The organism is Paenibacillus sp. XP01 (assembly GCF_057364885.1).
Map to the genome: position 1 here is coordinate 3,903,807 of NZ_CP139481.1, position 22,247 is coordinate 3,926,053.

Genomic DNA, 22,247 nt, shown 5'->3' on the forward strand with positions numbered 1-22,247 from the left:
CTTTCCTACCCATTCGTATCGGAACAAAACACCGACAAATACTTGACTTCATCGGATACCAGCACATATTTGTGGTTCTCTACCGAATCAAAATACAGACTGTCGCCGGCATTTAACGTGTATTCTTCCTTCCCTACGTAATAAATCATCGTACCTTCAAGCACATAAATAAATTCCTGCCCGACATGGGAAAACGTCCTTTTGCCTGTCTTGCCTTTCTGTACGACAAAGTAAAACGGCTGCATCAGTTTTTCCGGCCGTTTGGCCGCAATGGCGGAAAACGCATACCCTTGGTCTGTCTGGACCATTTTTTCCATGTTGCTCGCTTTTGGCGTGTACACCGTTCCGTTAAAATCGTTATCATCCAGCAGCATGGAAATTTTGGTTCCAAGCGATTCGGCAATCCTGATCAGCGTGCCGATGGGAGGGACCGTCTTCCCGTTTTCGATTTTGGACAATAAGCTTTTGGTAAATCCGCATGCCTGTGCGATCTCCTCCTGACTCCGGTTTTGTTCCAGTCGAAGCTTTCGGATTTTGCTTCCCAATTCCATTCCATTGCTCTCCTAACCAAGTGTCATTCAACATAGTTTAATCATATGAAACAACATTAAATTCAAATTGTCAATAAATTTTAACAAATGCATCTAGACAATTTAACATAGCCGTGATAGAACAATGGCAAGGTTGTGTTTTTTGCGATGATTATTCCATCAACAAACAAAAAAGCCGCTAAAATAGCGACTTTTACTAGGTTTTGTTTTGTCCCTCGACCATTTTGGCGATCGAACGCTGCCCATTTCCAACACGTATTATGATGGGGTATTCAGCGATGATCGAAGCAAGCGTTAGTTATCTCTGATGGAACTATCGTTCTCCTTCAGAGCAGAATTTCGATTCTTGTTCCGTTATGAAACTCGCTCATAACGTGGATTTCCCCATCATGGGCCTTCACGATATCGTTCGCGATGGCCATGCCGAGTCCTGCCCCTTTATGCAGCTCGCCTGTATTTGTACCGCGATAATAACGGTCAAATATCCGTTCAAGCTCCTCTTCCCGGATTCCTTTCCCGTTGTCTTCGACAGCGATTCGGACCGTATCGCCTTTCTTTTCGACGCTTACAACAATAGAAACATCCTCGGAGTTATGGACCACCGCGTTGTAGATCAAATTGGCGACCGCCCGGCGGATCAGGATTTCGTCAACCTCTTTGAGGATTACTTCGTCGCTGTACCGGAAATCGATATTCCGATTGCCGTACCGGGTATCGTTCAACGTATCAATGACCGTGTTCCGAACGAGGCTGACAACGTTTACGCTCTTCAGATTGAGCGTGAGACCCTTGTTTCTCAGACGGGTGGAAAGGTTCAGATCTTCAATCACGTCTTTTAAATAAAGCGACTTCCGCTCGATGATTTCCGCGTAATCCCGCATTTCCTCGACCGTAAAATCATAATCCTTATCCCGCATCATTTCGGAGTATCCCTGAATCGAAGCTAGCGGCGTTTTGATATCGTGCGAAATGTTCGCGATCCACTCTTCTTTCATGCGGTCCAGCCTGTTCCGTTCCAGTTCGCTTGCCCGCAGCTCCTCGGTCAGCATGTTGACGTTGTAAAACACGTCCTTGTAAATGCCCTTCGTTTCGTAGTGTCCCCGGTAGTTCTTATGGGCCAGCTGTTTTATTCCGTCTATAAGCGCGGAAAGCGGCCGGGTTAACCTCTTGCTGAACAGATAAGCGATGCAGAGCGCAATGAAACCGTCGACGCAAAGCACGGTCACGATCCCGATTTGAAGAAAACGTCCGACCTTCCGAATATCATAGGTGAGGATATTCCGCTCCAGATAAGGGTCCTGAAAGCCGATCAAATAGCTGTAGCGCTTCCCGTTCCCCTGCTTTTCCCCGATAAATACGGTCGACATCAATTCTTTTTCCATATACTTGTAGGTTTGCACGATATCCATCGGTGTGTATTTGGTCTTGGCCTCTGGCGGCACACGAAAGCCATAGACCTGATTCCCGTTTTCATCCAAAATTTGAATCCAGGCCTGATTGCGCTCAAGCGTGTCCTTCCCCTGACCCGTAATGTCCATCCCCGTTTCGGAAAGAACAATCTCTTGTCCGAACGAACGGGTGATGGCCTCGGCCGAGTTGTCTCCTTGAAGAAACGGATACTTTGGTGATTCATTCTGGTATATATAAAGCCCGATGATTACCAAAATGTTTATGAAAATGACGATGACGACAATAAGAACGACGGATGCCAGATATCTGCCGGTCAGCCGCCATTTCATCGCAACGGTTCCTCCACAGCCAGCTTATACCCGAGCCCTTTTACGGTCACCAAATATTGCGGGCTTGAGGGATTCTCCTCGATCTTCTCCCTAAGCCGCCGAATATGAACCATGACCGTGTTGTCATAACCGAAGGAATCCTCCCCCCACACCTGATCGTACAGGCTTTCCTTGCTTATGATCCGGTTCGGGTGCTTCAGCAGATAGCTAATGAGGCCCAGCTCTTTCGGTTTGAGCTCAATGATTTCGCCGTTTTTCTTCAGCTCCAACTTATGTTCATCAAGCTCGAACGGACCGGCTTTCAGCGTGCGTTCCTTTTTTTCCTCATCCAAAGCAGCCTCCATTCTTCTGAAACGGGCTTTGATCCGGTAAGCCACTTCCTTTGGACTGAACGGTTTGGTAATGTAATCGTCACCGCCTATGGCAAATCCGAGTATTTTGTCGATTTCCTCCGTTTTGGCCGACAAAAAGAATATCGGCACGTTTGAAACGCTGCGGATTTGTTTGCATACGTCATAGCCCTCGCCGTCCGGAAGCATAATGTCCAAAATAACGAGGTCGGGCTGCTTGTCCTGAAACCGAATCCAGCCTTCTTCGGCGGAAGAGGCGGTATACACATGCTCGAAACCTTCCTTACCCAGCACGGTTTTCAGCAGCTTGACGATATCCTCCTCATCGTCCACGATCAATATTTTCTGACTTAGCGGCAATTGGTTCGATCTCCTTTCTGCAGGCAGGAAAAAAGACCGGCAGCTAGAACCTGCCGAGTCTTCAGTAATCATCTTCCCCGCCTTTCCACGACTATAACCATATACCGAAATGGGCATATTGGCCAGCGACTCTATGATTATTCTTCACTTTTTTAGATACTCATTTTCCATTTCAAGCTGCTTGGGAATGCAAGATGGAGAAGAAAAATGCACCTTCAACTGTTGGAGTGTGTCCTAACAATTGGGGTGCAGTTCAAAAAAACTTTTAATGGGCCAATGTTCTTGTTCTATAATTACTCCCGCATTTGTTATTTAGGATCAAATTTATGTTTCCTTGGTACTAAATCCGCAACATAGTCAAAGTAAAAGTTCCGTCTCCCTCTTTTCATTAAGATGAACATCGTATGGATAAATAATACGACCCACATAATGATGAGAAATGCAAGTATAATCATTGTGATCCATACGTGATAGGGATTAAGAGTTATATCTAACTCAACACCAGAAAATATATTTAGGGCCCATGATATTGCGAAGGGTAAATATATCGCAAAGGACCTTTTCAGCATGGACTGCCACGGAGGTGCTTCACCATCAACATGAACTAGTTTAAAACGAAGTATTTTGGTTCCAATTGTATTTCCCCTCCAAATAAAAGGAACTACAAAGAACAGAATAAAAAAGCAAGTCGTTTTATAAACAAATTCTGCGAATCCACTTGTTGGAAAAAGTCCAGCTGTAAGGTTCCAACTCATCTTAATCAATAGATAGTCTATAATTACAGCCAGCAATTGCGACAAAGGAGGTACGAGAGAATTTTCTTGCATTTTTTCTCCCTTGGCAATAAGGCTCTTTCGAGATGGAAATAGAGCAAGCAGGACAGGAGCAATGACGAATCCAAACAAAGCACCAGTACTGTTTAATATAAGATCATCCACATCAAAGATACGATACGGACAATTATAGATCCCATAAATACCTGTTATTTGTGTTGTCTCAATAAAAAGGGATAACGCAAATCCAAAACCAAGTGCTTTCTTCCAGAATCGTTTTTGTTGGAAAAAATACCTTAGATAAACACCTAGGGGCAGCAACAATAGGAAATTGAATGCCGCCTGCAAAAATGCACTTTGCGTTAGTAATCTCACATAGGTGGAAGGCTGTGACCAGACAACGGAACCGCTATTCATAATATCCCTAACGAAATTAAACGGGATTAGATTATAATGCACCGTATCAGGTGATTGAAGAGCACAAGTATTTCGAGTATCCGGAAGAGGCAAAAGAACTAAAAACAAAACCGATAACATATAAAAAGTAAAGGAATAAGCCACTATTGAAGCCCAAAGACTTAAATAACCATATTTTCTATAACTATAGACTAACCAAGGGATAATTAGAAAAAAGCTCAACACACCGAATAAAATAAAAGCGATTTTTATTGGAATTAAATATACAGACATATGGGTACCTCTTTAATAATTTAGTTCTTCAGCAATAAACATATTTCCCTATTCATTCTTTTCATATACCCCTTTAACAAATTCCAACGAAAACCTGTACATTCTACATGATCGGAAGAAGGTACTGCCCTCGCAGTGGCCTTCTGTGATCGATTAGTGCGGTTTATACAGATCACATTTCACGGATCCCCTTCCAAAATACAGACCAGGTCATATTTAATCTACGCTCATATTCTTGATAAGGGGAGCTCATCATATGAAAAAGCATACCGTCTAGTATGATTGTAAAAGAAGTAACGATTGTCTCCTCATCGATAAGCTCATTCTCTTTGTTGTTTCTTAAGATGGAAAAAACAAGTTCTCGAATCCCTTCTTCTACCTTCTTATTTTGGGCTGTTATGAGTTCTTTAAAATTATCCGGAGGGTAAATCCCATACCTTTTTAGAAAAGAACCTTTATCATTCATATAATAGTATTTATTCAATTCAACTAAAACATGATATAATTTTTTTTCTAATGATAAATTTTCAATAACATAAAATTGTTGTTGGATAAACTCTAAATAATCTTCAATAACAAAATTTACAATTTGTTCAAAAAGATCTTGCTTGCTCTCAAAATAAGCATAAATCGAAGGCGTTTTAATGTGCACATTTGCAGCTATATCTTTAAGTGCTGTTTCCTCGTAACCATACGAGGAAAACAGCTTTAAACCTTGTTCCAATATCATTCTTTTCGTTTTTTCACCCTTTTTCAATTCACTTTTCACCTCATTTGTTGGCATTCATCAAGATATCAATTTTAAGCTTACTATGCTGAAAATAATTCCTGCAACCAAAATAAGTTTCTTCACATTCTTCGGTTCTTTAAATATAAACATCCCAAGTAACACACTTCCTGACGCGCCTACCCCAGTCCATATACCATAACCGATACTAATAGGTATTTCGATTAATGAGACGGAAAGAAAGAAAAAACTTAAACACAAACATAAAATAAAAAAGATGGTTGGCTTTAATTTTGTAAATCCTTCCGTCAGCTTCAGATTAATAATACCTCCAACTTCAAACAATCCAGCTAATATTAAGGATAACCAATACATTTTACACACTCCCTCTTGATCGTTTCTCTTCCTTCGGTTCATCCGAAATTAATTTTAGTCCAATAATACAGCTAATTAATAGAATGACTAACACAATCTTGGTTAAACTTACGGGGTCGCCTAAAATTGTCATGCCCACTAAAGCCGTACCAAAAGCACCCAGGCCAGTAAATACTGCATAAGCCGTCGAAACGGGAAGTATTTTTAATGTTTTAGCGAAAAACCACCAACTCAGGACTAATAATACAACTGTCGGAATAACAATTTCTATTCTTGTAAACCCTTCTGAAAAACCTAGACCAAGTGCCCAACCTACTTCAAGAATTCCACCAATAATTAAGTACAGCCATGCCATGATAACCTCTCCCCTTTAAAACTTAAATCTAACTAATGAACGTTAGATTTTTTGTTTAAAAATTTTTGTCGCTTTGTAATGAAAGATTACGACCATTGAACAGCCTTTCAAATAATTTAACTAACGTTCATTAGATTTTATGATAGTTATGCTGATTTTGCAAGAGTACAATTGATTTTCAATCCAAAAAGCAAATCCTACGTTCCTTAAGCATGATTCGTTGGATGTTATACTTTCTGCAAACAGGGAAAAAGACCGGCAGCTGAAACCTGCCGAGTCTTCAGTAATCATCTTCCCCGTCCTGCATTATTCTTCGCCGAAAAATTTCGCCAATGGGTTAGCGATCTTTTTATCTGCTGCGACGTGGCCTGTTTTGTTCAAAACGTAATACTGATAAAAGCTGCCGCTAAAACCGAGCGATTGCAGCATCTGCTCCGCAAACGGCTCGACCGCGTTGTCGCTCAAGGCGTCACCGTTCCAGAAAAAATGCACCAGCAGACGGTTTTGATTGTAAGGATGCTTAACGACGTATGCTCCCGAAGCTGACTTTTGGTTCATGTTGCTTTTCCAGTCGAAGCCGATGGCCTTCGATTTTGGGATGATGCCAGGTTTAAGCGCCTGGATGAGTCCGTTCGTATTCGCGCTGCCGATGGCAATGATATTGCTGGTTCCGAGCTCCTTTTCCAGCTTTTTCTTGAGCGTTTGCCGATCGGAAATAACCTCGTATGGAATACCCATGATCCCCAGAGTCCCTTTAAGCTGTGTCAAGATCGTCTGCTGCTGCTTTTTCGCTAGGCTGCCGGCCTGGTCGCTCAGCACAATCGTCAGCGGTTCGCCCTGCAGCGCCTTATCCATGATGCGGCTCATCGTTTCCGCTGGAAGATTTGCAACCTGGGCCAGGGACGAATGGTACGAGTTCTTAAACTGTTCATGCCAATACGAAGCTTCTTCCGCCTCAGACAATCGGTATTCGGGCTTTAGAGCAAACTGCGGATCATGCAGCGCCTTGTCCATTTCCTTTCGTGCTTCGTTTCCGAGCGTATCCTGTATTGTTTGCAGAAGCCCTTGGATCGTCGCGTTTTTGTACTGGTACCGCTTAAAATATTCCTGCATGAACGCATCGAATTTGTCCTCACCCACCATGCGATACAACTGGTAGATGGCCTGGCGTCCTTTATTATAAAATGTCGGGCTTTCCAGGCCCCCCGCTTCCGTATTGGTTGCGGCGATCGGCTTGTCTATCGAAGACAAATCATCCATTTGGATCGACTTGAACCCGTTCAAGTCGTCACCTTGTTTTTCCGCGAAATAGACCTTCGAAAAATCGGCAAATCCTTCATCCAAAAACGATTCTGTCTCCGAATCGTTGCCAATCAAGGCATGGAACCATTGATGGGCAATCTCGTGCACGAATGTAGTATCATGTGCCGGATCCCTGTTCGGCCGGATTTGTCCCATTTGAATGACCCGGGCAAACTCGACAGCCACTCCCTCGACATACGACTCTGCAATCCGGAACTCAGGGTAAGGGTATTTCCCGTATTTTTCGCTGAAAAATTGAATAGTCTTAAAAGCGGCGTCGATGTATTCATCGACGATTTTTTTCTTGCCTGGCATATTGTCGAAATAATAATATTCAATGGTCAGGCCGTCACGCGTTACGCGCTCCACCTTATAATTCGGGCTGGCAAAAAAGACATGCTCCCGGGTGTTATCGGCAACGGCGGTAACGACTTTTCGGCCGGGCTCTCTCGGGTCCGCCTGCGTGGTGATCGTCCCCGGCATCAGTACTTGATAGGCTTCCGGGACGTTAATATGAACTTCGAAATCCGCTGAATCATAATAATCGGTTTCGAAGGTCTTGCTGTACGGCTTTTTGTTCCACTCATGCTTGTTCTCGTCATAGACCGACATGACCGGGAACCAATGTGCGCCGTTGATGATGTCTTTGTAGTAAGACAGGCGCTGCATGCCGTAAGGGATTTTCACCTCAAAGTTGATTTCAACCGTCACCGCTTCCCCAGGCTTTAGCTCCTGCTTCAATTCAACGGTCAGAGCCTGATTGATGTTTGAAAAAACCAAAGGTTGTCCGTTAGCCGCCGCGCTGCGAATGTCAATGCCGCCAAGAAAATCCTCCGGCTTCTTCTGTGGATTTTCCTTCTGGATCTCCTCGTTGTTTTGCTCAAACATCGAAGTTTGGGTCGCTTTGGACCGATTGGCGTCGGCGAACGTATGGAAAACGATCTCCCGCAGTGTATCGTTGGCCGCGTTCCGGTAAGTGACGGTCTCGCTTCCTTGAATGCGCATATTTTTCGCATCCAGCCTTGCATCGATCCGATACTGGACCTGGGCATGCGCTTGTGACATTTCTATGGATTCCGCGGATGCGGCGGCTGGTGCTGCAAGCACTTGGCCGGCACCGACGACCGGACAGGCCGCAAGCGTAAAAGCCAGCGAGTAAACCAGCGTTTTTTGGGATACCGTTTTAAATTTAAATGTTTTTCGATACATTAGATTCTCTCCCTTGTTAACATGTTATAGTAGACTACATCCTGGTTTTCCGTATTCGTGTTATTTCACGGCACCCTCGAGCTTTTGCTTTGCTTGTTCGGGCAGCTCGTCCGCCTGAACTTCCTGGTAGGAGCTGACGTCATTCCCTTTCACATAGATTCGAAGGTACGCATCTTTGCGCAGTTCTTTAGCTGCCGTAAAGGTCAAAACCTTTTCTTTTCCTTTAGAATCAAAGCCCTCCTGAGTGTATTCGTAAGAAACATACTTCTGTCCACTGTCCGACTTATCTTCGATTCTCTTTCCGTCTTGGTTAATCTGCACGTAATATTGCTGCGCGCCGATTCGGTTCACATTTACGTTTTGGATGAATACGACGAATCCGACCAGAACGATCACAACGACCGCTAAAGCGATAATTCCCTTTTTCATTCCCGTTCACTCCTTATTTTTATAGGTAACGATTTTGCAGTACGCATGTACGGTCAAGAAGTAATAAATCAGGTAGATGCATACATAGACACCCATGCAGCTTACGACTGGAACAACCAGATTGGCCATCATCAGCTTCGACAGTGCCGACAGGGCAACAGCACAGTGCGCGATGCCGAAAGCAAGCGGCAGGGCAAAGATGAACAGTACCTGTTTGGCGACGGATTTGCGGATTTCCCGTTTTTTGACGCCGATTTTATGCAAAATCACATAACGGGCTTTGTCGCTGCCGGCTTCCGTCAACTGCTTGAAGTAGATGATGCTGCCCGTCGCCGCCAGGAACACGAGGCCGAGGAATCCGCCCATAAACATCAAGAGGCCGGTAGATTCCATTCCCCGCGAATATGCGCTGTAAAAGCTTGAAAGCCCGGCTTTCTCCGGTAAAATCTCTTCCAGCTGCTTTGTCAGCTCTTTCGCCTTGTCCTGATGCGTAATGCCGTAGGCTTCAACAGCCATGACCTTGGCATCCGGCTTAAGCTCCGCAAACATGTCATCGCTAACGACAATGGTGGAATAGACCGTTCCAAGATTCAGCACGTTGTATTTTTTTAATGTTTTGAATTGGATGGTTTTATTGATCCCTTTCCCCTTCAGCTTGATCGACGAACCGACATACTCCGGCGAGATGCCTTCCAAATAGGCAGGTTCAAGCACGGCGGCTTCGTTGCCTTCAAGACTTATCGCATCGTCCCGCCCCTGCAGCTTGGTCAACCGGTTAAAGTCGCGGCTTGATATGACGGTAAACGACTGCTCCTCTGATCCTTGGGCATAATCCTGACCGGAGGTGTCCGCATCTACCTCCAGGAGAGGAATGGACTCATGGTAGAGCACGTTATGCCCCGCAGCCTGCTCGATCGCCTTATCGGCTTTTCCTGTGGCCGTACTGTCCACGCCGATAAACATATAGCTGTTCGGATTCGAAACCGCCGCGTTCGTCCGGGTGTTGTAATACGTGCTGTACGCCGTTCCAACCGCTGTCAGCGTCGTTGCGCTCAGCACAGCGATGATCGTAAGCGTCCGTGCGTTGCCTTTCATCCGGTACAGCAGCTGGGAAGTCCCGATCAGGTTCAGTCCGCGCCAGTAGCTTTTTTTGTGTTTGCGCGCCAGCTTCAGCAGCGTAACGGTCAACGTGTTAAACAGCAGATATGTGCCCAGGATGACGGATACTAAAATAACGAGCGGAGTCAGCATGAAGCCGATCGCAGCCCATGCCTTGGAAGTAAACATATTTTGCAGCGCAAGCCAGTAGCCGAACCCGATGAGCACCACAGACAATAACGCAATGAGCAGGGAAGACTTTGGCTCTTTCTCACGCTCTTGATCTGCTTTGAACAGCTCGATCAGCTTAAATCGATAAATCAAGCGATAGCCTTGGACTGAAGTGATCAGCGTGATGATCATGAACACCAGAAACGTATTCAGGATCGCAGCTGGGGAAATAGAGAAATTAGCCACGACAGCGTAACCCATCACCTTCATCAACATCATTACAAAAAACCGACTAAGTCCCGCTCCCAGCGCGATTCCGGCGATCAGGGCCAGGATGCCCATCAGAAAGTTTTCATAAAAAAGCATCCGTCCGATCTGTTTTTTTCGGACGCCAAGCAGCGAATACAGCCCGACCTCTTTTTTGCGCTTGCGCGTGAAAAACGAATTCGAATACCAGATGAACACCGCCACGAAAACGATCAGCACGACCGCTGCCCCGCTGAACGCCGAGCTGATCTTCTGCGATCCTTCCGATGCGGATGCGATCGTGCTGTCGTATTTCAAGGACACGAACGTAAAGTAAATGACGATGCTGAATATCATCGAAGCGAAATAAAGAAAATAATTCATGAAGTTCTGGCGGATGTTCTTCCCGGCGATCCTAAACAGCGTCATGCTGACCACCTCCGAGCTCCGCTAATACCTCGAGAATCTGTCCGAAAAATGCTTGTCTCGTCATGCTTTCCTTATGAAGCTCCTTGAACAGCCGGCCGTCGTTGATGAAAATGACCCGCTTGCAGAAGCTCGCCGCATAAGCGTCGTGCGTAACCATCAGGATGGTCGCTTGATTGTGCCGGTTCAGCTTGCTTAAGCTTTCCAGCAGACCGGTCGCCGATTTCGAATCGAGTGCGCCGGTCGGCTCGTCCGCCAAAATGAGGCTCGGATTCGACACGATGGCCCGCGAGGCGGCAGCCCGCTGTTTTTGACCACCAGAAATATGATATGGGTACTTATCGAGAATCTCGCGAATGCCGAACGTATCGGCGATTTCCTCAACCCGCTTTTCGATTTCGACTGCAGGAACCTTGGAAAGGGCCAGCGGCAGCAGGATGTTTTCCTTGACCGTCAACGTATCAAGCAGGTTGTAATCCTGAAAAATAAATCCGAGTTTATTGCGGCGGAAATCAGAAAGCTTTTCCTCGTTCATGGCCACAATGTTTTGCCCGTCGATCGTAATTTCACCGGAGGTCGGCGTATCGATGGTCGAGAAGATGTTCAGCAGCGTCGATTTCCCCGCTCCGGACGGGCCCATAATGCCGGTATACTCTCCTACTTCAATGCTTAGATTAATGTTTTGCAGCGCCGGATATAGGTTTCCTTTTGTGCCAAAGGTTTTGTTTACGTTTTTTGCTTGCAGTATGGTTTTCATGGTGTCGCTCCTTAACATCGATAAGAATAAATCCAATTTTAAAGACCCCACCTTACACCGTGATAATCCCAACCTTACAGCAACCTTACAGTTATGCAAAAACCCTCAGGGTCTTTATTGCATCCCTGAGGGTAAAATTTATTTTGAACGATGCCGTTATCATAAACTCTGTTTCTGAAGCAAAACCTCCGGTCGCACGAAGTGCGCCGGAGGCCTTACCGTCATGAAAGAACGTTTGGTTCCATCACTTCACTTTTACCTTCATTTCCAGTTCTTTCACGTATGATTTGACGATATTGCCGTCGGCATCCAATTTATACGCTCCGCTCGTCGCTCCATCTTCGGCATATTCGGGTTTGAAAGCTTTGACTATAATCGACTTGGCGTTTTTCCCCAAAGGGCTCAGCACGAAATCGTGGTACATGTCGCCGGCTTTATTATTCTCGTCCGATCCCCGGCCCGAAAGAATATCCAGCTCGCTGCCTTGGTCATCCCAAAATTCGTAACTGATATCGGAAGACTTGCCCTTCTCCAGCCCCTTGACGATCAACTGAACGCGGGAAGAGGTGGAGGTCAGGTTCATTTTGCTCAGCGTCACGGTAAGTTTGCCCGTCTTTTTCGTCACATTCGGTTTCAGGGCAGTCGCCTTATCAGCACTCTTTTGCATTGAGAGGTCAAAAGTGTAAGGTTTGCTCACGCCTTCCAGGGTGATCTTTGCCGTCAGCTTGAACTTGTCCGGGAAGGAATACTGCTCACCGCCGAGCCAGGAAGGATCGGACAGATGAATGATGGCTGTATCCGGGGTAGAACCCGGGCCCCAGCGCATGTCCGGCCTTTTGTCCATTGATCCGCCTCCGAGATCATAAGTATTTTTGCCGTTGATCAGCACCTGGATATCTTTGATGGCGCCTTTCTCCACAATTTCCTTCTCGGTTTTTTCATCAAATTTGCGTTCGGTCATGCCGCCGACAAGTCCCTTTCCGCTCCGCTGCAATGAAATGTGGATGTAATTTCCGTCATGGACCGCTTTGCTCACCTTCAGCGTAATGCCGTTCTGGGTGATGCCAGCCGTTTTTTCCGTTTTCTGCGCCGCAATGTTTTGAACCTCCGGAGCCTTGGCAGCCGCCGCATCGCCGGACTTTGATGTAATTGCCCAAGCTCCTCCACCAACCAGCACCCCCGCCAATGCAGCAGAAGTCATGACTTTGTACATTTTGTTCATTCGTTTGAATCCTCCAATTGTGTTTTATCTCTTTATACAATTCCGTTTCTGTTGTTTACTTCACGTTTACCGTCATTTCCAGCTCTTTAATATAGTGTTTGACGATATTCCCGTTCTCGTCCAATTTATACGCTCCGCTCGTCGCTCCCGGTTCTTTAAATTCAGGTTTGAACACCCGGAGCGTAATCGACTTGGCATCTTTCCCCAATGGACTTAACACGTAATCGTGATACATGTCCCCGTCTTTGTTATTCTCGTCCGTGCCAAAGCCTGAAAGGAAATCCAGCTCATTGCCTTGGTCATCCACAAATTCATACATCAAATCGGAAGGTTTGCCCGATTCATACCCTTTCTCGATCAACTGTACGCGGGAAGAGGTCGACGTCAGGTTCATTTTGCTAAGATTAAGGGTCACCTTGCCCGATTTTTTCGTCACATTCGGCTTCAGGACAATCGGCTTGTCTGCATTCTTTTGCATGGGAAGATCAAACGTATACGGTTGCTCCACGCCTTCCAACGTGACTTTTGCGGTCAATTTGAACTTGTCCGGAAAAGCAAACTCTTGCCCGCCAAGCCAGGAAGGATCGTTTAATTCAATGATAGCCGCATCTGGCGTAGAGCCTGGCCGCCAACCCAAGCTCGGTCTTTTGCCAAGAGATCCACCACCGATCTTATACATGTCTTTGCCGTCAATAAAGATCTGAATATTTTTGATTGCCCCCTTCTCATGGATCAGATCCTGGGTCTTTTCATCAAATTTGGAGTCGGTGATACCGCCGACCAAATTGTTGCCGCTGCGCTGCAGCGAAATTTTAATGTAATTTCCGTCATAGAAGGCCTCACTCACCCCAAGCGTAATCCCGTTTTGCGTAATCTCGGCCGTTTTTCCCGCTTTCTGCGTTGCGTTACTCTGTACTGCTGGAATCTTGGCCTCCGCCTCAACGGTTGCCGATTTCATCCCCCACACTGCCCCGCTCAATAGCAAACCTGTCGTCAGTGCAGTCGTAGTCAACACTTTGTACATTTTATTCATTAGGAACCCTCACTTTTTTATTTTGAAATATCGTATAACTTATCCACACCGGCTCGGTCCACCGGAACGGTAATTTCCAATTCATTTACGTACTGTTTGATCAGTTCTCCATGACTGTCGACTTTATATCTCCCCGTGGAAGCTGACGGGTCTTCCATTTCCGGCAAAAACGCTTTAAGCGTCACCGATTTCGGGGCATCCACAAAACGGTCAAACAGCAGTTTGTTAATCATTTGCTTTTGTTCATCGTTATTAAAAAATCCAAAGCCGCCGACAAGACCAAGCATCCTGCCGCGATCGTCCCACAGCTCAAAGGATAGATGCTGTCTAAGGAGCCTGGCCTCTTTATCGTTCGACGTGATGTTAAAACCTACTTTTGTCGTAATCGGCGTGAACTCGATTCGTTCAAGCGTAACGATGTTTCCTTTCCATTCCCTCGCCTCATTGAAAGCGGCAGCGAGCTGATCTGTGTTTTTGCGTACAGGAAGCTCGAAGACGAACGGCTCTTCGATGCCCTCCAATCCAATTTTGGCCGTCAGCACAAACGAGTCCGGCAAAATGGGTCCAGGTTCCCCCGTTAAGGAATAAGCCGTCAGTTCGTAGAGCGCCGAATTCGGATCAGAGGTTGGCTTCCCGGAAAGACCGATTTCTCTCTTTCCCGTCGTTCGATGAACCGGTTGGCCATCGATCAACACGTCAAATGAATGTATTGCTCCTTTGGGGAAAATTGCCGGCATTCCATTCCCCGTCGACTCCGAGTCCATGATTCCACCGACGAGCCCTTCCCCCTCGCGCGTTACGGCCAAAGATAACCGGGTTCCGTCATACACCAATTGCGGGATGCGAAGGGTAACCCCCTCATGGGTCACACTGGCGTCGGGATGGGCCGCAAGCCCTGTTTCGTCCGCTGTCCGTAACCCCAGATCGTCAGCCAGCTTGAAAATGCTGCCGATCAGCGGAATGTTCTTCAGCGAATCCGCCATCGCCGGTGATACCATGGCACCGCCTATACCACCAACCAGAGCGATCGCTGCGGCCGAGGCCGCAACCAAGGCAATCCGGCGGGTCTTGCGCAACCCCGCGGTTTGGCCGCCTCTGCCATGCATCGGAAGGTCGGCCAAGGAGGCGTAGACTTCATCCTGCCGGCGGCGGACGATTTCGGGAACCTCAGGCAGCGGTTCTTTGCCAATTTCCCGAAGCTTTCGATCGATATCATAGGTTTTCATAAGCCAGCTCCCCCTTCCGAATTTGCTTTACTTCATCGGCCAATATCCCGCGGGCTCTGTGCAGGCGCGCCCTTACGGCTCCATCGGAAATATCCAGCACGGATGCGATCTGTTTGATCGGCAGATCCTGATAATAAAACAAGTGGATGACGATTCGTAACGATTCATCCAGATTTTCCACCGCTTCCCGAAGATCGAGCTGGCGGTTGTCCTTATAATAAGGCGCTGAGCGATCCAGGTTCGCCTGTTCCGGGAGCTCCGCCATAACTACCGTTCTTTTGCGCATCCGCAGCAGCTGGTTGCATTCGTTAATCAGAATCCGGATTACCCACGTTTTAAAATATTTCGGTTTTCGCAATGTCGACATTGATTTATACGCCTTAAGCGTCGTTTCCTGAAATGCGTCCGCACAGTCTTCATCACGTCCGACAATGGACTTTGCCAAACTGTACAGCTCGGGCTCCAGCCTCCGGAATAGCCGGATAAACGCTTCACGATCTCCCCGCTGCGCTCGCTTGACTTCCAGTTCCATATCTTGCTGCACGAATTTCATCTCCTTTTGAGGGCCCTCTATAGGATTAGATGGACTCCCCTGCCAAAATGTTATATTTCGCCGTAAAAAATTTTATCATCGTACGGACTTGTCATCGTTAGACATCCGTTTGGCCTGCTCCCCCAATGCTCATTTCGCCGCTCACAGGAGCCTTTCTGATGGCCAAGCTTTGTAAATGCTGCATCCGACGGCCGGTTGTGCTGACGCCAAAGGCCTTGTTTCTCCGACGTAATTATACAGGGAATGCAGCATGCAGAATCAAAAAAGGCTGCGATGAACGATCCATCGCAGCCTTTGGGCTATTCCAGGCTATCCTTTTTGCCTTTGAATCCTAAAGCGAAAGCTTGAGCATTTCACTCATCATTTTGGCCATTTCAGCCCGGGTAACAAAACCCTTCGGTTCGAAACGTCCATTTCCTTTTCCGTTCAGCACGCCGAGTGCCTGCATTTGCGTGACGGCATCCCTTGCCCATGCAGAGATCGACCCGGCGTCACCAAACGCTGCATCATTTCCGAGAGGCATCGCCGAAGGCTCTGCCTTAAGGACTTGAGCCATTTTATACAGGATGACCGCTGCTTCCTCCCGCGTAATGCTGTCCATTGGCCGGAAGCGCCCGCCGCTGCCCTGAATGAGCCCCAAGCGTGCGGCTTGCTTGACCGCTTCCGTATAATAAGCATCCGGTGCAAGATCGGCGAATTGCACATCCGCCGTTTCCGCCTCTCCTCCAAGCATTCTCGTCAGCACAAGCGCAAAATCAGCGCGGGTTACCGGTGCTGCAGGAACAAACCGCTCCGCGTCCACACCTTGAATCAGGTGCTTGGCCGCCAATTGGCGTACGATATTCTCTGCCCAGTGATCCCTCAGGTCCGAGAACGATTTGCGCAGCTCGAGGATCTCGTAGGTTCCCGGATGATCGGTTGTAAAAGTTACCGTGCGTCCGGCAAACGAACCGCCTGCGTAGCGCAGTTCCCCGTTCACCCTCTCATAGACGCCGGCGTAGTCCGAATCGAGAAGTTTGGCTTGCTCATCTGTAAGGTTGAGCTGAATTTCCGCCGCCGCATCCAATTTGCTAAGTTTTCTCGACTCCGTTCCCTTGATCAAGAACATGCCAAGCTCATAGGCGATTCCGGTGGAACTTATTCCTTTTTCAAAACCCGAGTTCCCCGGTACCCCTGTTCCAAATGTAATGCTGAGCTGGTCCGCTTCCCCGATCTGATTTGGCAGCGAACGCTGCGTAAACGCGATCTGGCTGCCCGGCGCACGAACGACCAAAGATCCATGGTGTTCCTCGAAAAATTCGCGGAGTGCGGCCGCGTCCAATTTCAAGGTAACAGGCTGCCCGGATTCGGCATTTCCCGGTTTGATCTGAATCTCGAGCTTTCCGTTCGAAGCCCCGGATCCCGCCTTCCGCAGCAGTTCCGCGCTCACCCCGTACGTTCCGCTGCCGATTGGCGTTGCTGTGACTACTCCGTTGCTTGCAGGCTGCTCGGCTTCCGGAGATCCGACCGGTGTGGATATGCTACCACCGGAGGACGGCGTACGGCCGGAATCCCCGCCGCCCGGCTGAACGGTTCCCGGTGGATTCCCTTCGCCCGAAGCAGAACCGGTATGGAAACCCCATATTTCCGAGAACGTTTGTCCGCTGTTCGCATCCTCTGCTTTGGCATACCATTGATAATAGGCATCGCCCGCCAGTCCGGCCCAACGAACCGAAGCGTTATCCCCGCTATCCACGTTCTCCTGCCGGCCGATCAACTGATCGGCATACACGCTCACCCCGATGTAATCGGTGGCTACCCGTTTGGTGGCAGCCTGGAGATTCAGGTCCAGCGAAAATTCGTCTTTGCCCGGGTACTCCTGGGGATCATAGAAATTATAGTCATCGAGATAAGGGGAATATGTCTTGATATGAAGCTTGTTATTCGCCATATCGAACTGCATGAGACGAATGTAACCCAGGCCCCCTTCCGGAGCTCCCTGGTAATCCGCCAGCATCTGGTACACATTGCGGTCCGGAATGCCGTCCCCGTCATCGTCAAGTTGGTCGATCTTAAGTTCGGCATCATGATAATGGCCGGACAATGCCGCGATGACGTTTTTGTTGGGTTTCACCACCTTCTCAAAAATCTGGTCCGCGATCGGCGCACGATTGTTGGAAACGAGCAGATATTCATGCAAACAAAGGATCGCTTTGCGTTCCGGATACATGGAAACCACCTGATTCATCCACTCGATCTCTTTCTCGCCCAAGCCCCAGCCCATATAGACGATAATGAAATCGTTGCCGTTCGCGGAGACGAGATCGTAGTGGCCGCGGTTGTTTTCATAGGAGCCTGCAAATACCGGGCTGTCCTGAAAGCGGTAGTCCCCGAAATATTTGCTGAACTGGGAGTAATCATTGTCCTGATGGCCCACATCATGATTGCCGGCAAGCACCCCGTACGGAATATTTGCCTGCTCCAGCACCTTCATGTTCTGATCGGCTTCGATCCATTGATATTCCTGATCGGCTTTATCGACGACATCCCCGGTATGAATAATGTACTTCAGCTTGAGCTGATCCTTGTTCTCGGCGATCCACTGCACGTTTTTCCGGTAAATGTATGGATAGTCCTGGGAATAATATTGGGTATCCGACATCCACAGGAACGAGAAATCGTAAGGGTCCTCGGATATCGGCCCGCTTTTTGCCGTCCGAGCTGCCTCCTCTCCGATTCCGGCGCCTGCAATCTCGTCCTGAACCATGACCGAAATCATGCCGTTATGCGCATAATCGCCGGCTTTGACGGTCGACTTAAGCGTAAAGTCCTCCTCACCGGCAATGACCTGTTTCAGGGTAATCCATTTGGATTGCCCCTCGCTCCAGGCATAAAGACTGACTTTACGGCCCGGCAGGGACTTCCCTTTCCATACCACGTCCACCCGGTCGCTAGGCTTCACGGAAGGGTCCAGTTTGATTTCGAAACGCTGATAGGGAAAGCGATCGTCCGAATCCGTCGTCAGGTACTGCCCGTCCTCCGCCCCGATTTTAGCGTAATCCTCAGCATCCAGACTTTTCTCGCCCGATGGAGCATGCTCTCTTGGGGGCTCCGTGTCCGCGGTATTCTGGAAACCCGTAAAACCGTGCTTGCTTGTTCCGTCATACAAAAATCCCCGATAAAACGAGACGTCCATCCGATCCCCCGTGGGGTCTTTAACGTTCACCTTCAGATCAACGGTGCTGCCCACTCCGGTTTGGCCGTTTGTCGGCGAAATCAGCCGCGGCGATTCCGGATTCTCGGCAGGCACCTCGAAGCGAATCGTCTTCTCCGTTACGTTTCCGGCCTGATCGGCGGCCTGGATGTATAGCTCATGCGGTCCGGCAGCCAGCTGGGAGGAGCTTGTCTCGATCGGGAGCCGAATCGGCTCTCCATCAAGCTTCGTTTCGACCTTGGCAACACCGGAGAGGGCATCGGTGACTTCCGCTTGAATCGTAAACTTGCCGCGGTACGATTTACCGTCTTCGATACTTGCGGAGATGCTTGGAGGCGTGTTGTCGACCGTTACTTTGGCACTGGCAGAAAACCCGCCGCTAACTGCTTTAATGACATGCTCCCCATCCGACTCTTGCACAGTATCCCAGAGCCAGGACTTGGCCGCAAACAGGCTTTCGGGGAGCGTAAAACGGAACCCGATCGCTTCATGCTTTCCTGCGGAGTCGCCCATTTTGATCTCCACGTCCCGCTTGGCATAAGCCGGGTCCATGATTTCGGTACCGTCGGCCAAAACAAGTCGCACGTTTTTGATCTCGAAATCATCCTTGTTTTCCTCTACCCGTTCATCAAACGGACCGGATTTGGAACCTGCCCGAATATAGATCGTGTTGTCCTCGCCCGGCTTGAGGCGGCTGGCTTCGATCGGAAAGCTAAGCGTCTGGTAGGATGTAATCGGGTCCAGGAAGGTATACAGAATGGTTTCGTCCTTCAGTTCCTCGGGTCCCATCGTGATCGCATTTTTGAAGTAATAGTCCACGTTTTTAACATCGAACACAAAATAAGCGTCATGCTCCAGCGCGGTTCCCGTCGGCGTCGTGACTGGCTGCCCGTCCATTTCAAAGATAACGCTGTCCGGATTGCCCGTCTTGGCCGTGCCTTTGATCGTTTTCGTACCGCTGACCATATCGCCATCCTTCACGTTTAAACGCAGATCGGATTGATCGGGCCCGCCGGTAATATCCACCTTGTACTTCGGCGATGTCACTTCGTTAAACCCATCGGACACGATGTAGTAGTACTCGATGGTTTTTCGTCCAATCAGGTCCGCCGCATAAATGGTGTGGTGATAGTGCAAATCACCGTAGTCCTCGGTAAGCTGGTACGGAATATAATCGGATTGTTTATCGGATTTCACGTACAAAGTCACGGATGCGACCTGCTGGTCATCCTCTGCCCAGGCCTTGATCTCGAAGCCTTTGCTTTGGTCCGTCGCCGTGATTCCCGTCCGGTCCTCGAGAGTCGGCGGCACGGTGTCGATCACGACAGTAACCGGAGCATCGGGGACTTGCTTGGCTTCCAGCGCGCCTGGGCCGGGGAATTGGGTGCCGCTGCCGATCTTGATCATTTGAGTGCTGCCATTGACCGGGTATTTATATTGGAGTCCGGTATTTTCCTTCGTTTCCGTTTTACCGTCCTCGTACACGGTATCCGCATCATAATAAGCAGCAGAGATTTCCTTGCCGGTATTCGTTTTCACCACAAATCCGCGTTTCCCCGAGTTGGAAATGCCTCCTGCCGCAACTTTAAACAAATTAACGTTTTCCTGCAGATCCGTCCCGTAAAATTGGTTAAAATCGGCGACCGCCAAATGCGGGATGCTGCTGTTGATGATCCAGAAGACGACAGCTTGCCTGGAAGGAATCACAAAGTCCTGTTTATCCGGAGACCATATGACATCCGCTGCCGGTCCTTTATCCGTGTAACGGTAATACAGCTTGTAGTTCCGGAAATCAATGTCCTGATCCGAATTGTTGTAGATTTCCACGAATTCATAGCCATCGGCTCCATTGACATTCGTGGTATTCGGAACGACCTCCGTCACCAGCAGCTGCGGAGCCTTTTGCGGGTCAAAGGCCGGAACATTGCGGATCTGCACCGTATAGGAATCGGTGATCACCGACTTCCCGCCGCTAACCGCTTGAATCCGGTAGTCCAAAGAGGGCTCGACGAGCTGTTCCGCCGGGATCGCAGCAGCATATACACCGCCCTGCGGTTTCATCGCCACGACCGTAAACTTGGATTGCGAAGCGGTTTTATATAGAAGATTCACAGTAGAATCCGCCGGCTCCGCTCCGGCATGTTCCAGCGACGCATCAATCGTCAAATCCGCCGCCGCGTCCGCCGCGGTTACCGGTGTATGCTTAATGAGAAGGCCAGGGTCGGCCTCCCCCGGGGCTTCCGTTTGCTCCTTCGTTACCGTTCCCGGCGTTGCCGGAAGTGTTCCCGGCCCGTCCATCATGATCATGTCGACGCTGCCTGCCGCAGGGTGCCGATAAAAGATTCCCTTGTTCGGCTGCGTCTGTTCATCGTTCTGATACGAGGCCGAAACCAGCGTCATGCCCGAAGCAGCCAGGATCTCAAGGGTTCTTCCGGCGCCGTTGGCCATTCCGCCACCTCCGTCGATCCGGAACAAATCCGAGCCTTCCATCAACTGGGTTCCGTAGTTTCGGTTAAAATCGTCGACGGTCAGATGGTTGTTGCTGCCGTTCATGACCCAGAGCACGATGGCTTTTCCAGCCGGAATGACCGCTTGGGAGCTGCCTGTAAGCGGCCACTCCACATTCGTATTATATCGGAGCCTGAAGTCTGCAAAATCAAGCTCTCGCCCGCTATTGTTGTATACTTCAACGAATTCGTAGGCGTCGGCCGAGTTCACGTTATCACTGTCCGGCACCAATTCGGTAATCAATATATCCAGCGGTGCCGACATGTCGGGCTGCGACTGGCCCGTGATCTGTACCGCATACTCGCTGCTGCGTACCGGCACGCCTTCCCCTTCGCGAGCTTCGAAATAATAATTCAGGCTGCCTCCGACGATCTGGTTGCCTTCAATAGTTGCAGCATATTCCTGCCCGCCCATATTCGTCAAAACCACTTCTTTCGGCGTTTGATCATCCACCCTGTAATACACCGAAGCGGTTACCGTGGTCTGCCCCCCCGAGATTTGGGCGGATAATGTCAAAGGCTGCCCCGACGCATGGGTAGCCACTGCGGGCGTATGTACAATTTGCAAGCCTTGAGCTGCCGTGCTCTCCGCTGTCCGGTCGGCTTCTGCCGCGCCCGTTTCTTGAAGAACGTACGGAAGGCTGGGATCCGCAAATCCGGCAGGGGCCGCAAGCCCAAACAGCATTCCGGTAATCGCCGTGATCGCGCCCCATTTTTTCAGGTTCACTCGGTTCAAATTCCTTGCACCCTTTCTGCTTTTACTTTTTTTGGATTTTTTGTGCATAGGTACTTTGAAAAATATACATTTGTTTTGTAAACGCATGATAATACGAAGGTAAATTCAAGTCGCACCCTTCAAAAGGGATGCCGCCCTTGACATAACGTTTTGTTATTAAAAAAACAAACCACCGGTATCAAAAGCATACCGGTGGTCTTATGATTCACGCCAAACTGG

General features: G+C 48.7%; 16 protein-coding genes. All 16 read right to left on the reverse strand.

Going from position 1 to position 22,247, the window contains the following annotated elements; translation table 11 throughout:
* Positions 1-5: 5 nt before the first annotated feature.
* Positions 6-551: a helix-turn-helix domain-containing protein gene (locus SNR34_RS17570; RefSeq protein WP_236412557.1), complete on the reverse strand. Its 546-nt coding sequence runs from the start codon at positions 549-551 to the stop codon at positions 6-8.
* Between the two features lie 326 nt (positions 552-877).
* On the reverse strand, positions 878-2,290 hold the full coding sequence (locus tag SNR34_RS17575; protein WP_486179781.1) for a sensor histidine kinase: 1,413 nt from the start codon (positions 2,288-2,290) through the stop codon (positions 878-880).
* Entirely contained in the window at positions 2,287-3,000 is a 714-nt protein-coding gene (locus tag SNR34_RS17580) for a response regulator transcription factor (protein ID WP_486182480.1), read from the reverse strand. Before SNR34_RS17580 ends, SNR34_RS17575 begins: the two co-directional genes overlap by 4 nt.
* Positions 3,001-3,308: 308 nt before the next feature.
* Positions 3,309-4,463: a VanZ family protein gene (locus SNR34_RS17585; protein WP_486179782.1), complete on the reverse strand. Its 1,155-nt coding sequence runs from the start codon at positions 4,461-4,463 to the stop codon at positions 3,309-3,311.
* Positions 4,464-4,635: 172 nt separating this feature from the next.
* Entirely contained in the window at positions 4,636-5,247 is a 612-nt protein-coding gene (locus tag SNR34_RS17590; protein ID WP_486179783.1) for a TetR/AcrR family transcriptional regulator, read from the reverse strand.
* Between the two features lie 3 nt (positions 5,248-5,250).
* Complete coding sequence (locus tag SNR34_RS17595; protein ID WP_236412548.1) at positions 5,251-5,565, reverse strand: DMT family transporter; 315 nt, start codon at positions 5,563-5,565, stop codon at positions 5,251-5,253.
* 1 nt (position 5,566) lies between these two features.
* Entirely contained in the window at positions 5,567-5,920 is a 354-nt protein-coding gene (locus tag SNR34_RS17600) for a DMT family transporter (RefSeq protein ID WP_339272505.1), read from the reverse strand.
* Positions 5,921-6,226: 306 nt separating this feature from the next.
* Positions 6,227-8,431 carry a M1 family metallopeptidase gene (locus SNR34_RS17605; RefSeq protein ID WP_486179784.1) on the reverse strand — a complete coding sequence of 735 codons (2,205 nt, stop codon included), beginning with the start codon at positions 8,429-8,431 and terminating at the stop codon, positions 6,227-6,229.
* Between the two features lie 60 nt (positions 8,432-8,491).
* Positions 8,492-8,860 (reverse strand): YxeA family protein, encoded by a 369-nt coding sequence (locus SNR34_RS17610; protein ID WP_486179785.1) that lies wholly within the window; start codon positions 8,858-8,860, stop codon positions 8,492-8,494.
* Positions 8,861-8,866: 6 nt separating this feature from the next.
* Entirely contained in the window at positions 8,867-10,804 is a 1,938-nt protein-coding gene (locus SNR34_RS17615) for an ABC transporter permease (protein WP_486179786.1), read from the reverse strand.
* Positions 10,791-11,558, reverse strand: coding sequence for an ABC transporter ATP-binding protein (locus SNR34_RS17620; protein WP_339272513.1), 768 nt, complete (start codon positions 11,556-11,558; stop codon positions 10,791-10,793). Before SNR34_RS17620 ends, SNR34_RS17615 begins: the two co-directional genes overlap by 14 nt.
* A gap of 244 nt (positions 11,559-11,802) precedes the next feature.
* Positions 11,803-12,780: a DUF5643 domain-containing protein gene (locus tag SNR34_RS17625; RefSeq protein WP_343260292.1), complete on the reverse strand. Its 978-nt coding sequence runs from the start codon at positions 12,778-12,780 to the stop codon at positions 11,803-11,805.
* A gap of 55 nt (positions 12,781-12,835) precedes the next feature.
* Positions 12,836-13,813, reverse strand: a complete 978-nt coding sequence (locus SNR34_RS17630; RefSeq protein WP_486179787.1) for a DUF5643 domain-containing protein — start codon at positions 13,811-13,813, stop codon at positions 12,836-12,838.
* A 17-nt stretch (positions 13,814-13,830) separates the two neighbouring features.
* On the reverse strand, positions 13,831-15,039 hold the full coding sequence (locus SNR34_RS17635) for a DUF4179 domain-containing protein (protein ID WP_486179788.1): 1,209 nt from the start codon (positions 15,037-15,039) through the stop codon (positions 13,831-13,833).
* The gene (locus SNR34_RS17640; RefSeq protein WP_339272521.1) at positions 15,026-15,583 is read right to left on the reverse strand and encodes a sigma-70 family RNA polymerase sigma factor; all 558 of its coding nucleotides are present in this window, start codon (positions 15,581-15,583) and stop codon (positions 15,026-15,028) included. Before SNR34_RS17640 ends, SNR34_RS17635 begins: the two co-directional genes overlap by 14 nt.
* 340 nt (positions 15,584-15,923) lie before the next feature.
* Positions 15,924-22,019, reverse strand: coding sequence for an S-layer homology domain-containing protein (locus SNR34_RS17645; RefSeq protein ID WP_486179789.1), 6,096 nt, complete (start codon positions 22,017-22,019; stop codon positions 15,924-15,926).
* Positions 22,020-22,247: the final 228 nt, after the last annotated feature.